Genomic DNA, 14,337 nt, shown 5'->3' with positions numbered 1-14,337 from the left:
CGCTCGGATCCGATGCGTAAAGGTGGCATCAACTGTGCAGCGAATGCGACCCACCCCTCGCGCACCGGAGCCAACCATGACCGCCATCCAGCCCGCCCTCGACGCCTCCCGCACCGACGCCCTGCCCTCGCTGCCGGCCGAGACGCTGGAGCGGCTGGCGCTGGCGGTCTCGACCCGCCTGCGCGGGCGCCTCGCCGCCGCCGAGCGGCGCCTGACCGACGACGGCCTGAGCCCGGACGCCCGCCGCCTGACCGAGGATCAGGCCGCCGAGCTGGAGTGGTCGCTGACCCGCATCGACCTGCACGTGGCCATCGCCCGCGACCGGCGCGGCCTGGCGGTGGACCTCGACCCGGGCCTGCATGCGCTGCTGACCGCCGACGGCAAGCTGGCGGCCTTCCCCACCGCCCCGCGCCCCGCGCCGGCGCTGCCGACCGTCGCCGCCTCGGCCGCCTGAGCGCGGCGCCCTTTCCCCCCGCTCCTCCCCCTCCCCGACCGCACCTCCGCCTCGGCCGGCCGCAACTGGGCCCGTCCGTCCCCTCGCGGATCCTGTCCCGCGGCGAGGGGACGGCCGGCCCCGCTTTCTCCGCCCCCGCCGCCTTCCCATCGCCGGGGTTTCCCCCTACCCTCCGCCCGCCGAAGCCGCCGGAGGGCCCATGACCGACCTTGTCGTCCGCAACGCCGTGATCCTGACCGCGGACCCCGCGGGAACCGTGGTCGAGGGCGGCATCGCCGTCTCGGGCGGCCGGATCGAGGCGATAGGCGAGGTCCCCGACCGCGCGCAGGAAGTGGTCGACGCCCGCGGCGGCCTGGTGATGCCGGGCCTGATCAACACCCACTGCCACGCCGCCGACTGCCTGTTCCGCGGCCTGGTCGAGAACCTGCCCCTCGAGCCCTGGCTGCAGACCGTGTGGAAGGCCGAGGGCGCCATCCTCAACGCCGAGACCTGCCGCCTCGGGGCGCGCCTGGGCTATGCCGAGCTGCTGCTCTCGGGCTGCACCTCGGTGATGGACATGTTCTGGCATCCCGAAAGCTCGGCCGCCGCGGGCGCCGAACTGGGGCTGCGCGTCTCGACCGGGGGCCTGTTCTTCGACTTCCCCGGCATGGACGGCAAGACCGCAGAGGACCGCCCCCGCGACGCCGCCGCCTTCTTCGAGGCGCACCCCCGGACCGACCGCCTGCTGCCCGGGACATTCCCGCATGGCGCCTACACCGTAGGGCCGGAAAACCTGAAGCTCGCCAAGGCCATGGCCGACGAGCACGGCGCCCTGTTCTCGGTCCACGCGGCCGAGACGACGGTCGAGCAGGCCACGATCCGGGACAGCTACGGAACCTCGGTCCTCCGCCACATGGAGGCGCTGGGGATCCTCGATCCGCGCACCGTGCTGGCCCATTGCGTGCATTGCGACGACGAGGAGCTGGATATCCTCGCGCGCACCGGGGCGGTGGTGGCCCACAACCCGGTCTCGAACCTCAAGCTCGCCTCGGGCTTCGCGCGCATCCCCGAGATGCTCGAGCGCGGGATCCACGTGACGCTGGGCACCGACGGGGCGATCTCGGGCAACGACATCGACATGTGGCTGGCGCTGCGGCTGGCCGCGACCCTGCACAAGGCGGCCTCGGGGCGGGCGGACGCGGTGACCACCCGCCAGGCGCTGGAGATGGCCACGATCAACGGCGCCCGGGCGCTGGGGATCGGCGGGCTGACCGGCTCGCTCGAGGTCGGCAAGGCGGCGGATTTCCAGGTGCTCGACGTCTCGCGCCCCCACGCCGTGCCGATGTTCGACCCGATGACCCACGCCGTCTACTCCGCCGGGCGCGCCGACGTGCACCATGTCTTCGTCGACGGCGAGTGGCGGGTGCGCGACCGCGAGCTGGTGGTCTTCGACATGGCCGACACCCTCGACGCGGTCCGCGCCCTGGTTCCCGCCATCAAGGCCTCGATCGCATGACCCCTTCGGTTCCCGCTCTCGCCCCCCGTCTCGCCGCCGCGCTCGCGGCCGTCGCCCCCCGCGTGGGCGAGGCGCCCGAGATCGCCATGATCCTCGGCTCCGGCCTCGGCCAGCTCGCGGACGCGGTCGAGGACCCGAGCTTCATCCCCTATGCCGAGATCCCCGGCTTCCCCGTCTCGACCGCGCCCAGCCATGCCGGGCGCTTCGTGATCGGGCGCCTGTTCGGGCGGCGCGCGGTGCTGATGCAGGGGCGCGTGCACCTCTATGAGGGGTGGAGCGCGCAGGACGTGGCCCTGCCCGCCTGGCTGATGGCGGCGATGGGGGCGAGGTCGCTGGTGGTGACCAACGCCGCCGGCGCGCTGAACCCGGCGCTGAAGCCCGGCGTACCGATGCTGATCGAGGATCACCTGAACCTGACCGGCGCCAATCCGCTGATCGGGTCCAACGACGACGCGCTCGGCCCCCGTTTCCCCGACATGTCGCGCGCCTACGCGCCCGAGCTGCGCGAACTTGCCCGCGACGTGGCGATGCGGATCGGCGAGGAGCTGCCCGCGGGCGTCTATGCCGGCATCACCGGCCCCTCGCTCGAGACCTCGGCCGAGCGGCGCTGGCTGCGCGCCTCGGGCGGAGACGCGGTGGGCATGTCGACTGTGCTTGAGGTGATCGCGGCCAACCACGCCGGCATGAAGGCGCTGGGCCTCTGCGCGATCACCAACGCCGCCGACGGCGGGCCCGAGCAGCAGCCCGACACGATCGAGGAGGTGCTCGAGAACGCCGCCCACGCCGGCGCCCGCATCGCCCGCCTGGTCGAGGCGCTGGCCCCCGACCTGCCCTGAGGCCCGGTCCCGGGGGTCGCCTCTCCGAGCGCCCGGCCCCGGGTCCTGCCCCGCCTCGGGGTCGCAGGGACCGCCTAACCGCGTCCCGGCGAGGCCCCGGACGCCGCCCCTCGCCGTCGAGACAGGAGGCCGCCATGACCGATCGCCCTTCCGCACCGCCCGTCGCCAGGCTGCTGGACCTGAGCGGCCGCCGCGCGCTGGTCACCGGCGCCTCGGGGGGGCTGGGCGCGGCGCTCGCCGCGAGACTGGCCGAGGCCGGGGCCGAGGTGATCCTGCAGGCCCACGCCAACGCCTCGGCCGCCGAGGCGCTGGCCGCCCGCCTGCGCGAGGCCGGCCATGTCGCGCGGTCGGTGCGCGCCGATCTCGCCGACCTCGACCGGATCCCGACGCTGGTCGGCGGGGCCGGGCCGCTCGACCTGCTGGTCCACGCGGCCGCGCGGCAGGACCTCGCCCCCCTCTCCGACGCCGCGGCGTGGGAGGGGGTGATGGCGATCAACCTTTCGGCCTCGCGCGCCCTGCTCTCGGCTTTCGCCGGCCAGCAGGGGGCCGGGCCCGGGCGCGCGGCGCTGCTGGTCTCCTCGATCGAGGGGACGCGCACGGCGCACGGGCATGCCGCATACGCGACCTCGAAGGCGGGGCTCGAAATGCTGGTCAAGGCCGCGGCGCTGGAACTCGCGCCGATCCGGGTCAACGCGCTGGCCCCGGGGCTGATCGACCGCCCCGGCCTTGCCGAGCAGTGGCCCGAGGGGCTCGAGCGCTGGAACGCCGCCGCGCCGCTCGGGCGACCGGGCGCGCCCGAGGAGGTGGCCGACGCGGCGCTGTTCCTCCTCTCGCCGGCCGCGCGCTTCGTGACCGGCACGGTGCTGACGGTCGACGGCGGGGTCTCGGTCGGGCCGGCCTGGTAGGCGGCGCGCCTCCATCGGCGAAAACGCCGTCCCACCCAGCGAATTCGTGACCGGCCAGGCGCCGGGCGGCCCTCACGGGGGCCAAGTCCCCGTTCGCGGCGGCCGCGCGGCGTGCTATGGTCGGGTCTGAAACCGGCCAGCCGGCGCAGACCGGCGGCCCGAGGCGAAAGGCGTTGCAATGATCCCCCTTCGGCGTTCCCGCCGACTTGCCAGGCTTGCCCTGGCGACGGCGCTGCTCTTGAGCTCCACCGCGCTTCCCGCGGCGGCCTTCCCCGACCGGTCCGAGGGCGCGCGCTTCACGCCCGTGGCCGAGGCGGTGCGCGCCGACCGGTGGGCGGCCGCCTTCCAGTATGCCGAGGCGACCCGCGACCCCGCCGCCATGGACTATGTCCGCTGGCGCTGGCTGTCGGCGGGCGAGGGCGGCTTCTCGGACGCGCGCGACTTCCTCGCCCGCAACGGCGACTGGCCCCAGGCCGGCATGATCCGCCGCGAGGCCGAGCGGAAGATGCCCCCCGGCCTGCGCGCCTCGGAGGTCACGGCCTTCTTTGCGGGCCACAACCCGCTGACCGGCTCGGGCGCGGTAGCGCTGGCCGCGGCCCTGCTCGCGGACGGGCAGACCCAGGCGGCGCGCGACACCGCCACGCGCGCCTGGCGAGAGATGTCGCTGACCCCGGACGAGGAATCCCGCCTGCTGGCAAGCTGGAGCGGCGTGCTAGCCCCCTACCACGTCGAGCGGCTGGACATGCTGCTGTGGCGCGGCCTGACCGGCGAGGCCGAACGGATGCTCTCCCGCGTCGACGCCGCCCACCAGGCGCTGGCCCGCGCGCGCATCTCGCTGCGCCGGGGCGACCCGGGCGTCGACACGCTGGTCGCGCGGGTGCCCTCGGCGCTGGCCGGCGACGCGGGCCTCGCCTACGAGCGGTTCCGCTGGCGCGAGAAGCACGGCATGGGCGAAGCCGCCGAGGAGATGATGCGCCAGCGCTCGACCTCGGCCGCCGCGCTCGGCCGCCCCGAGGCCTGGGCCGACGAGCGCATCGACATGGTCCGCGAGGACGAGCGCAACGGCCGCTACCGCGAGGCCTATCTGCTGGCGGCCCAGCACTTCCTCGATCCCTCGGTGGGCTACGACTACAATGAGCTCGAGTGGCTGGCCGGCTGGATCGCCCTGCGCCGTCTGAACGACGCCAGCGCCGCCGAGGCGCATTTCGCCCGCTTCCTCGAAACCGTGGACACCCCCATCAGCCTCGGCCGGGGCTGGTACTGGCTGGGCCGCGCGCGCGAGGCCCGCGGCGACAGCTCAGGCTCCCGCAAGGCCTATCTCGAGGGCGCGCGCTGGCAGACCAGCTTCTACGGGCAGCTCGCGGCCGAGCGGGTCGGCGCCGATGCCGACCGCTCGCTGGCCGGGGTCGAGGCGCCCACCGACTGGCGCAACGCCGCGGCGATCGAGTCGACCCAGGTCCGCGCCGGCGTGCTGCTGCACTGGGCGGGCGAGCGGGGCCGCAGCCACCTGCTGCTGACCAACGCGGCGGCCGAGGCGCGCAATCCCCGCGACAAGGCCGCCATCGCCCACCTGGCGCTGGAGCTCGAACGCCCCGAGGTCGCCGTGCGCGCGGCCAAGATGGCGGCGAACGGCGGCATCGTGCTGCCCACGCCCTACTACCCCGTGGTCGATCTCGCCGACGCCTCGGGCCGCGTGCCCCCGGCGCTGGCCCTGGCCATCGCGCGCCAGGAAAGCGAGATGAACCCCGAGGCGGTCTCCCACGCCGGCGCCCGCGGTCTGATGCAGCTGATGCCGGGCACCGCCCAGCAGGTCGCGCGCAAGCTGGGCATCGGCTACGACCTCGGCTCGCTGACCTCGGACTGGCGCTACAATGCGCGGCTGGGGACCGACTACCTGGCCGGGCTGATCGACGACTTCGGCTCCTGGCCGCTGGCCGCAGCCGGCTACAACGCCGGGCCGAACCGGGTGCGCCAGTGGATCGCGCGCTACGGCGATCCCCGCGGCGGGCGCATGGACATGGTCGACTGGATCGAGACGATCCCCTTCGACGAGACCCGCAACTACGTGCAGCGGGTGATGGAAGGGGTGCATGTCTACGAGGCCCGCCTCACCGGCCGCGCCCAGGCGCCGGAGCTGACGGTCCTCCTCAAGCGCTGAGCCGCCCTCGAACCTGCGCCGCGCCTCCCCTCGGGACGGCGCGGCGCCGTCTGCGATCGAAAGCGCGATACGCGCGGGACGCAGATGTCGTTGAGGGGACGGCAGGGCGGGGCGATGCGGACGCGCAGCGGACGCGAGGGCCGCCCGGCCGTCCAGGCGCATGACCCGCAAGGCTCACGCCCCCGACGTCATGGCCCCGGCGTCACGGCCCCGGTCTCACTGCACCAGCGCGCCGCCCAGCACCACGGTCTGGTCGTCGTTGATGTGCACGATCGGGATATAGGCCTCGAGCTCGGTCCCGCAGCCCGCGATCTGCGCGTTGCCGCCGATATGCACGGTCGAGGAAGCCTCGACATAGATCCCGCCCGCCGACTTGAACGATCCGCCCGGATGGAACTGCGGCGCCGCACCCAGGAAGCCGTAGGTCCAGTCCTGCGGGCTCGACCCGCCCAGCGAGATCCGGTCCTTGGAGAACATGTAGACGTCGAACTGCCCGTCGTCGCAGTAGTGGTCCGGCTCCCCGTAGGAGGCCGAGCCCGAGAAGTTCAGCTGTCCCTCGCCGAAGAAGAACACGTCGTTGAAGTGCAGGCGCGGCCCGCCGCCCATGCCGATCTGGCCCTTGGCGATCACCGCGATGTTCTGCCCGTCGACCTTGCCGGCCATCTGCATGCCGTGGTTGACCATGTAGATCGTGTAGGGCTCGAAGTCGCCAGGCTGCACGGTCCACCACCACTGGTTCACCTGCACCACATTCGCCGTCCCCGTCGCCGGGTCCTTGAGGAACTCGGGCAGCAGGTCGCCGGAATAGGTCGAGACCCCGGAGGTGTAGAGCGCCGCCCACAGGTCGTCGAACATCGTGTTCAGGATCGGCAGCACCACCGGCTCGATGTGCACCGGCTCCTTCACCGCCACCTCGTCCTCGCCCGCGGGGCTGTCCCCGTCGACGTCGCCGATGGTGATGTTGTCGGGGTAGAAGGAGGAAATCCGCACGTCCTCGGTGAAGTAGGACGACCCGCCGAAGTGCACCGAGACCTCGCCATGCACGCAGACCCCGTCGGTCAGCGTGTTGTTGCCGCCCATCTGGAAGTCCTGGGTCGAGATCAGGATCGCCCCCGGGCACAGGCTCTGCGAGCCGCTGCCCACGCCCGAGCGCACCCGCGCCGTCGACGAGGCCGCGATCTGCCAGCTCTGCTTGCCCAGCAGCCCGACCAGGAAGGTGGGCACGTCCAGCCCCGCGCCGTTGCCGCGCGCCGCGACCACCTTGACCGCGTCGTAGGGCGTCGCGCCCGCCTCGAACGTGTTGGTCTCGCGGTCCCAGGCGCCGATCTGCACCATGCTCGGCAGCACCACCGTGCCGTTGCCCGAAACGGGCATGTTCACCTGCGCGAGGTCCATCGCCACCGTCCGCGCCGCCTCGGCGTCGGGCAGCGCGCGCACGGCGGCCAGCGCCGAGGCGTCGGCGGTGGCCTGGAGCAGCGCGCGCACCCGGTAGGCGTTGGAGACGTCGAGCGTGAACCCCGAGACGATCATCATCATCGTCATCCAGAAGATCGACCAGATCGAGGCCGACCCGTCTTCGGAGACGACAAGACGTCCGGCGCGTCGCGCCAGGAGGGGGAGCGCGGCCGGGATCATGACGCCGGCCCTCAGCTGCTCGCGCTCGCCGCGGCTTCGTCCACCATGGTGATCGAGGCCGAGAGCGAGCTGTCGCCTGTGAGGAAGAAGCTGAAGATCACGACTTCGCTGAACGGCATCGAGACCGAGGCGTTGACGTAGCCGCCGTTGATCGAGACCGAGGCGGCGCCGGCGGAGTCAGGCGCGAAATGGCTGGTGACGAAGGCCTCGGCCTGCGCCTCGGTGGCGATGCCGAGCGAAACCTGCCGCGAAGCGGTTCGCGCCATGTCGATGAGCTGGGTCTGCTTGTGCATCAGGAGGGCCGCGTCGGTGGCGACGCCGAAGATCATGAAGAAGATCGGCAGCCAGAGGGCGAATTCGACCGTGGTCGACCCCTCGTTATTCCGCGACAGGGCGCGGATACGCCTGAACACACTCATGATGTCCTCCCGGACAACGCATACGCTTTACTCGGGCGAGGGAGATGACGGCCGACACGGCACTGACTGACCGGCCCCCTCGAACCGATTCGGTGGACACCGCCTGTTCATGAAACACACCATGAAGCCGAGCTGAGCCACCTACCGACATTCATATTAGGCCATTTCCCGGCGTCAGCAAGTGTTCGCGTGGTTAATCGTTGACGCACCCGTCGCGCAGACCCGTTTCGGAAACAGTCGCGAGGCTATCGTATCCACATGTCCGTTCGCGCCCCGCCTGTTCAGTTGCCGTTAAAGCAACGTTCATTCTTACTGCAGGATCAGAGCGAGATTTCAGGCACGCTGGTGAACGCGGCCTTCAGGGAATCAGACCAGGCGCCCGAGACCTTCTGGAACTCGACGTCATCCTGCTCCATCCGTCGACGGGCCGAGAATCGCAGCTCCCCGGCGGGCAGCACCGCCAGATCCAGCGGCATCCCCACAGAGAGGTTCGAGCGCAGGGTCGAATCCATCGACACGAACGCCGCCTTCAGCGCCGCGGGGATCGGCGTGTCGGGCGTGATCACCCGGTCGAGGATCGGCTTGCCGTACTTGTGCTCGCCGATCTGGAAGAACGGGGTGTCCTCGGTCGCCTCGATGAAGTTGCCCGCGTCATAGATCAGGAACAGACGCGGCCGGCCGCCCCGACGCTGCCCCCCCAGGATCAGCGTTGCGCCCGAGCGCGCACCGGATTCCTCGAGCTGCTCGCGATAGCGCTTCTGCTGGTCGGCCATCGCCTCGCCGACCATTTGCGCGGCGCGGAACATGCTGGCGCAATTGAGGACCGTCTCGACCTCTTCGCCGGCCTCGTCCCGGGCGCAGGCCTCGTTCAACGCGGTCACCACGCCCTGGGTGATCGAGAGGTTGCCCGCGGTCATCAGGCACAGGGCCCGCTCGCCCGGCCGCTCCCAGGTGAACATCTTTCCAAAGCGGGAAATGTTGTCGAGCCCGGCGTTGGTCCGGGTGTCGGACAGCATCACCAGCCCCGCGTCCAGCCGCAGCCCCACGCAATAGGTCATCTCGCGCCCTCCTTGCCGTCCCCGGCCCGCGCGCGGTCGATAGACGACGGAGAGGGCGATGTCACGCGAAGTCGCAGGGCGCCGCGCGCTACTGCACCAGCGTGCCGCCGATGATCGAGGGGGCGCCCTCCTCGACCGTGACCGTGTCGTAGTGGCCGGTCAGCGGCGCGCCGCAGCCGGTGATGTCGATGTTGCCGCCCAGCTGGATGGTCTGGTTCGCCTCGATATAGAGGCCCCCCGCGCTCTTCATCGCGCCGCCCGGCGCGAAGGAGGGGGCGGCCGCCATCAGCCCGTAGACCCAGGACGACGACCCCCAGCCGCCCAGCGAGATCGCGGTCTTGGAGAACAGGTAGGCGTCGTAGACCCCGGCCTCGCACCAGGTCTCGGGGCTGCCGTAGCCGATGTCGCCCGAGAAGTTCAGCGTGTCGGCGCCGAAGATGAAGACCTTGTCGAACAGGAGCGACGGACCGCCTCCGACGCCGATCTGGCCGTTGGCGATGATCGCCACGTTCTGCGCGTCGACCCCGCCCGCCAGCTGCATGCCATGGTTGACCATGTAGATGGTGTAGGGCTCCAGGTCGCCGGGCTGCACGGTCCACCACCACTGGTTCACCCGCACGATCCGCGCCATGCCGGTGGCGGGATCCTTGATGAAGTCGGGCAGCAGGGACCCGCCGTAGGCCGAGATCGAGCTGTTGAACAGCGTGCTCCACAGCGTGTCGAACATCGCGGGCAGCTCCGGCACGATCACCGGGGCGAGGTCGCTTTCCGCGATCACCTCGGCCCGCGTGGCGGAGTTGTGGCGCACGCTGCCGATGTAGATCGTGTCCTCGTCAAAGGCCGAGACGCGGCTGTCGGGGTCGAACCAGTCGCCGCCGCCGAAATGCACCCCGTTCTGCCCGTGCAGGCAGACGCCGTCCTTGAGCTCGTTCGAGCCGCCCGCCTGCAGGGTGTCGGCGCTCAGGATCAGAGCCCCGGGACAGAGGTTGGTCAGCTGCCCCGAGCCCCCCGAACGCGCCCGCGCGGTCGAGGAGGCGGCCACGTGCCATTCTTCGCGCCCGACCAGTCCGACGAGGAACGTGGGCACCGGCAGGCCGGCCCCCGCGCCCCGCGCAGCGGTGACGCGCACCGCGTTCGAGGCCGGATCGCCGCTGACGAAGGACTGGGAGTCGGCGTCCCAGCCGCCGATCTCGATCATCGCCAGCGGCGAGACCTCGCCATGGTCGGCGACCGGCATGTTGATGCGCGAAAGGTCTCGCGCGGCCTGGCGCGCCGCGTCGCCGTCGGGAAGCTGTCGCGCCGCGGCCAGCGCCGAGGCGTCGGCGGTGGCCTGCAGCAGGGTGCGGATCCGGTAGGCGTTGGCCACATCGAGGGTGAAGCCCGAGACGATCATCATCATCATCGTCCAGAACAGGGCCCAGACGCTCGCGGCGCCGCGCTGATCGCGCGCCAGCCTGCGGATCTGGCGGGCCAGCCGCCCGCAGCCGCACGTCGCGCAGGGCGATCCCCGCCCGTCGCCGCCCCGACCCGTCCCGAATACGCCGAGACCTGCGCCCGCAATGCGGACGACGCCTGTGACACGCATGACCGTCACCCCAAGAGGACGCCCGTCCCGAAGACCGCCTGGCCCGGCGTCGTCGGCCCCGTCCGTTCCCCAACGGTCAGGTCCGCTCCTGTGACGCCGCGTGCCCTGCGGGACCCCTCGTCCCGGACTTCCGAAAATTACGCTTGAGTCGACGTTAACGTCACATTCATTTCAAATCAATCCGATTGGGCGGCCGACGCCGCGGCGTCATTGGCGCCGTCCGCGCCCGGATCGGCGCGCGCGGACGGCGGCGGCCCCTGCCGAAGGCTTTCAGGACGCGGTCTGCGGCCCGGATGGGGCGGGCGTCACTGCTGCTGGGCCTGCTCGGCGGAGGTGATTCGCACCTCGGCCTCCAGCGTCTCCTCGACATGGCCGGTGATCGAGCCGCGCAGCGGCGCGGCGTCGCGCGAATCCAGCCCGCCGACCAGGCGCACGTAGCGCTCGGTCGGGCAGACCTGGTTGGCGGCGTCGAAGCCGACCCAGCCGAACCCCTCGACGAAGGCCTCTGCCCAGGCGTGGGTCTCGTGCAGCTCGCCCCGCTCGTCGGCGCCCGCGAAGTCTTCGTTGGCCAGCAGGTAGCCCGAGACGTAACGCGCCGGCACGCCCAGGCTGCGGGCGGCGGCGATGAACACGTGCGCATGGTCCTGGCAGACCCCCGCCCCCAGCGCCAGGGCGCGGGCCGCGGTGGTGTCCGAGCCGGTCACGCCCGGCCGGTATTCGACCGCTCCGCCCACCGCCGCGCTCAGCGCATGCAGCGCGGCCAGCGTGCCGTCGTCGCCCGAGGAGGCGGCGGCCTCGGCGGCCAGCTCGCAGATCGCGTCGTCGGGTTCGGTCAGAGCCGTCTCTCGCAGGAACACGCCGGTGGAGCGCTGGCGACCGAGATTGCGGACCACGCCCGCGGTCTCGGCGGTCTCGACCATGCCCTCGGCCAGGATCTCGACGCCGTCCACCTCGCCCTTCGAGTGCCACTGCCCGCAGGCGTCGCCGAAGTCGTCGGTCAGAAGCGGGGTCACCGGCGCGCCGTTGACGCTGACCTTCCAGGCGAGCGTCTTCTGCCCCTCGTGCTCGGAGGGCCACAGCCGCAGGCGAAGCGCCAGCTTCAGGGCCGCGGGCTCGAAGGCGTAGACCGTCTTGTGACGGATGCTCAGGCGCATGCGCCCTCTCCCTTCAGAAATGGTAGGCGGCGCTGATCTCGCCCGACAGGCGGGCGTTGACGTTCAGCGCGTCGCTGACGAACTCGTGCAGCCCCTGCTGGAACACCTCGCCCATGCGCGCCGCCTCGAGCCGCGCGACCATGGCCGCGGCGGTCTCGTGGCAGCCGTGGCGGGCCTCGTACTCCCGGTCGAGGCTGTTCAGCCCCGAGAGGATCTGACGGTAGCAGTAGCTGAGCGAGCGCGGGAACTTGCGGTTCAGCAACAGGAAGTCGGTGATCTGCCAGGGGGCGTAGTCGCCCTTGTAGACATGGTGGAAGGCCCGCGTCGCCGAGGTCGCGTGCAGCACCGAGGTCCACTGGTGATGATCGCGTCCGCCGCCCACCACGTCGGTTTCGGGCAGCAGCACGAAGTATTTCACGTCGAGCAGCCGCAGGGTCATGTCCGCCCGCTCGACGCAGCCGCCGATGCGCATGAAGTCCCAGCCCTCGTTGCGCAGCATCGAGGTCTGGGCGGCCCCGCGCAGCAGGTTCGCGCGCCGCTTGGTCCAGTCGAGCAGCTCGGGCAGCTCCCGGCGCAGGGAGCCCGCGTTGTCGTCCACCGACTCCAGCCGCCGCCAGCCGTCGTTGAGCGACTCCCACATCTCGCGGGTCAGCGCGGTGCGCACGGCCTTGGCGTTGGCCCGCGCCTGAGCGAGGCAGGAGCGGATCGAGTTCGGGTTCTCGGGGTCGAGCACCAGCGCGCGCGCCGCCTGCACCTCCGAGATCCGCTCGCCCGGTCCGAACAGGTCCCCGCACCCGCAGGAGGCGACGACCGAGCGCCACTCGTCCCGCTCCCCCGCGCCGGGGAGCATGGCCATGCGCTGGCCCATCTCCATCAGGCGGGCGACGGATTCGGCGCGCTCGATGTAGCGCGACATCCAGTAGAGGTTCTCGGCCGTCCGGCTCAGCATGCGTGCAATTCCTCGCCCGTTTCGCGGCGGTCCCGGCGCGTCATTCGCTCAGCACCCAGGTGTCCTTCACGCCCCCGCCCTGGGAGGAGTTGACCACCAGGGAGCCCTCGCGCAGGGCCACCCGGGTCAGACCGCCGGGCACCAGACGCATCTGCTGCCCGACAAGGCAGTAGGGGCGGAAGTCGACATGCCGGGGCGAGACGCCGCCCGGCGCCAGCGTCGGCGTGGCGCTGAGGTCCAGCGTCGGTTGGGCGATGAAGTCGGAAGGATCGCCCTCGATCCGCCTGGCGTAGGCCTCGCGCTCCTCCCTGGTGGACATCGGCCCGATCAGCATCCCGTAGCCGCCCGAGCCGTGCACCTCCTTGACCACCAGCTCGTCGAGATGCTCGAGCACGTATTTGCAGCTGTCGGGCTCGGCGCAGCGCCAGGTGGGCACGTTCTCCAGGATCGGGGTCTCGCCGAGGTAGAAGCGGATCATGTCGGGGACGAAGGTGTAGACCGCCTTGTCGTCGGCCACGCCCGCGCCCGGCGCCGAGCACAGCGTCACCCCGCCCGAGCGATAGGCGTCGAAGATCCCCGGCACGCCCAGCAGGCTGTCGTGCCGGAAGCTGAGCGGATCGAGATAGTCGTCGTCGATGCGCCGGTAGATCACGTCGACCCTTGTCGGGCCGCGGGTGGTGCGCATCCACACCTTGCCCTCGTCGACGAACAGGTCCTGGGGCTCGACCAGCTCGACGCCCATCAGGTCGGCGAGGAAGGAATGCTCGTAATAGGCCGAATTCAGCGGCCCCGGCGTCAGCACCACCACGTTGGGATCGCCCGTGCAGGCCGGCGGCGCGACCTCCTCGAGCGTCTTGCGCAGCTGGTCGGGATAGTCGTCCACCGGCTCGACCAGGCCGCCGTCGAACAGCTCGGGGAACATGCGCATCATGATCTCCCGGTTCTCCAGCATGTAGGAGACGCCGGACGGCGTGCGGCAGTTGTCCTCGAGCACCTGGAACGACTTCGGCCCGGTGCGCACGATGTCGATGCCCACGATGTGCGAATACACCTTCCCCGGCGGCTCGACGCCCATCATCTCGGGCAGGAAGGCCGAGTTGCGATAGACCAGCTGCGCGGGGACCACGCCGGCGCGCAGGATCTCGCCGCGGTGGTAGACGTCATAGAGGAACGCGTTCAGCGCCCGGGCCCGCTGGCGGATGCCGCGGTCGAGCCGGCGCCACTCGGCGGCCGCGAAGACGCGGGGGATCAGGTCGAAGGGGATCAGGCGCTCCGGGTCGCCGCCCTCGCCATAGACCGCAAAGGTGATGCCGATGCGTCGGAAGATCGCCTCGGCCTCTTCCGAGCGGCGATGAAGAAGCTCGACGCCCGTGGCCTCGAGCCATTTCGCCACCTCCTCGTAGGAGTCGCGAAGTTTGCCGTCCGATCCGGACATCTCGTTGAACACGGTCCGTCCCCTGCCTCGTTGCATTCGGCGTTAGTGCATTGCGATCAGAGACGGGGACGCCGGCGAGGTCAAGGGCGGGCCTCGCGCTGCGCGCAGGACGCGGCGCGCCGCCGCAAGCGGGGCGGGCCGCGTCCTGCGCGCGGCGCGATTCTTGCTTGGGTCCGGGCGACGTCTGCCGGGCGAGTTCGCCTGCCGCCGGCCGGTATGCGTCGATTTCGCCCAGCCACCCCGGCGACATTCGT

General features: G+C 71.5%; 12 protein-coding genes. 5 read left to right on the top strand and 7 right to left on the bottom strand.

Annotated elements, in window-relative coordinates:
• Positions 1–76 precede the first annotated feature (76 nt).
• The 5 genes from AAC134_RS08960 to AAC134_RS08940 all read left to right on the top strand — a co-directional run bounded on the left by AAC134_RS08960 (position 77) and on the right by AAC134_RS08940 (position 5,848).
• A complete protein-coding gene (locus AAC134_RS08960; protein WP_339948740.1) occupies positions 77–454 on the top strand; it encodes a hypothetical protein in 378 nt (125 codons plus the stop codon).
• A 199-nt stretch (positions 455–653) separates the two neighbouring features.
• Positions 654–1,949 carry an amidohydrolase gene (locus AAC134_RS08955; RefSeq protein WP_339948739.1) on the top strand — a complete coding sequence of 432 codons (1,296 nt, stop codon included), beginning with the start codon at positions 654–656 and terminating at the stop codon, positions 1,947–1,949.
• A complete protein-coding gene (locus AAC134_RS08950; RefSeq protein WP_339948738.1) occupies positions 1,946–2,785 on the top strand; it encodes a purine-nucleoside phosphorylase in 840 nt (279 codons plus the stop codon). The genes AAC134_RS08955 and AAC134_RS08950 overlap by 4 nt, the downstream gene beginning before the upstream one ends.
• A 134-nt stretch (positions 2,786–2,919) precedes the next feature.
• Positions 2,920–3,690: an SDR family oxidoreductase gene (locus AAC134_RS08945; RefSeq protein WP_339948737.1), complete on the top strand. Its 771-nt coding sequence runs from the start codon at positions 2,920–2,922 to the stop codon at positions 3,688–3,690.
• Between the two features lie 238 nt (positions 3,691–3,928).
• A complete protein-coding gene (locus AAC134_RS08940; protein WP_339948736.1) occupies positions 3,929–5,848 on the top strand; it encodes a transglycosylase SLT domain-containing protein in 1,920 nt (639 codons plus the stop codon).
• Between the two features lie 216 nt (positions 5,849–6,064).
• Here the strand turns inward: AAC134_RS08940 and AAC134_RS08935 are convergent, their stop codons facing one another.
• The 7 genes from AAC134_RS08935 to AAC134_RS08905 form a co-directional block, all read right to left on the bottom strand.
• Positions 6,065–7,483, bottom strand: a complete 1,419-nt coding sequence (locus AAC134_RS08935; protein ID WP_339948735.1) for a pilus assembly protein TadG-related protein — start codon at positions 7,481–7,483, stop codon at positions 6,065–6,067.
• A gap of 11 nt (positions 7,484–7,494) precedes the next feature.
• Positions 7,495–7,902, bottom strand: a complete 408-nt coding sequence (locus AAC134_RS08930) for a TadE family protein (protein WP_339948734.1) — start codon at positions 7,900–7,902, stop codon at positions 7,495–7,497.
• Positions 7,903–8,222: 320 nt separating this feature from the next.
• Positions 8,223–8,960, bottom strand: a complete 738-nt coding sequence (locus AAC134_RS08925; RefSeq protein ID WP_339948733.1) for a peptidase — start codon at positions 8,958–8,960, stop codon at positions 8,223–8,225.
• 88 nt (positions 8,961–9,048) lie between these two features.
• The gene (locus AAC134_RS08920) at positions 9,049–10,545 is read right to left on the bottom strand and encodes a TadG family pilus assembly protein (RefSeq protein WP_339948732.1); all 1,497 of its coding nucleotides are present in this window, start codon (positions 10,543–10,545) and stop codon (positions 9,049–9,051) included.
• A 305-nt stretch (positions 10,546–10,850) separates the two neighbouring features.
• Positions 10,851–11,699, bottom strand: coding sequence for a transglutaminase family protein (locus AAC134_RS08915; RefSeq protein ID WP_339948731.1), 849 nt, complete (start codon positions 11,697–11,699; stop codon positions 10,851–10,853).
• A 13-nt stretch (positions 11,700–11,712) separates the two neighbouring features.
• Positions 11,713–12,648 (bottom strand): alpha-E domain-containing protein, encoded by a 936-nt coding sequence (locus AAC134_RS08910; protein ID WP_339948730.1) that lies wholly within the window; start codon positions 12,646–12,648, stop codon positions 11,713–11,715.
• 40 nt (positions 12,649–12,688) lie between these two features.
• A complete protein-coding gene (locus AAC134_RS08905) occupies positions 12,689–14,119 on the bottom strand; it encodes a circularly permuted type 2 ATP-grasp protein (RefSeq protein ID WP_339948729.1) in 1,431 nt (476 codons plus the stop codon).
• Positions 14,120–14,337 lie beyond the last annotated feature (218 nt).

Source organism: uncultured Albimonas sp. (assembly GCF_963977235.1).
In the GTDB taxonomy this organism is placed as follows: Bacteria; Pseudomonadota; Alphaproteobacteria; order Rhodobacterales; family Rhodobacteraceae; genus Albimonas.
Note: the sequence above shows the minus strand (reverse complement) of the source record. Positions and strands in the feature narration are given on the sequence as shown.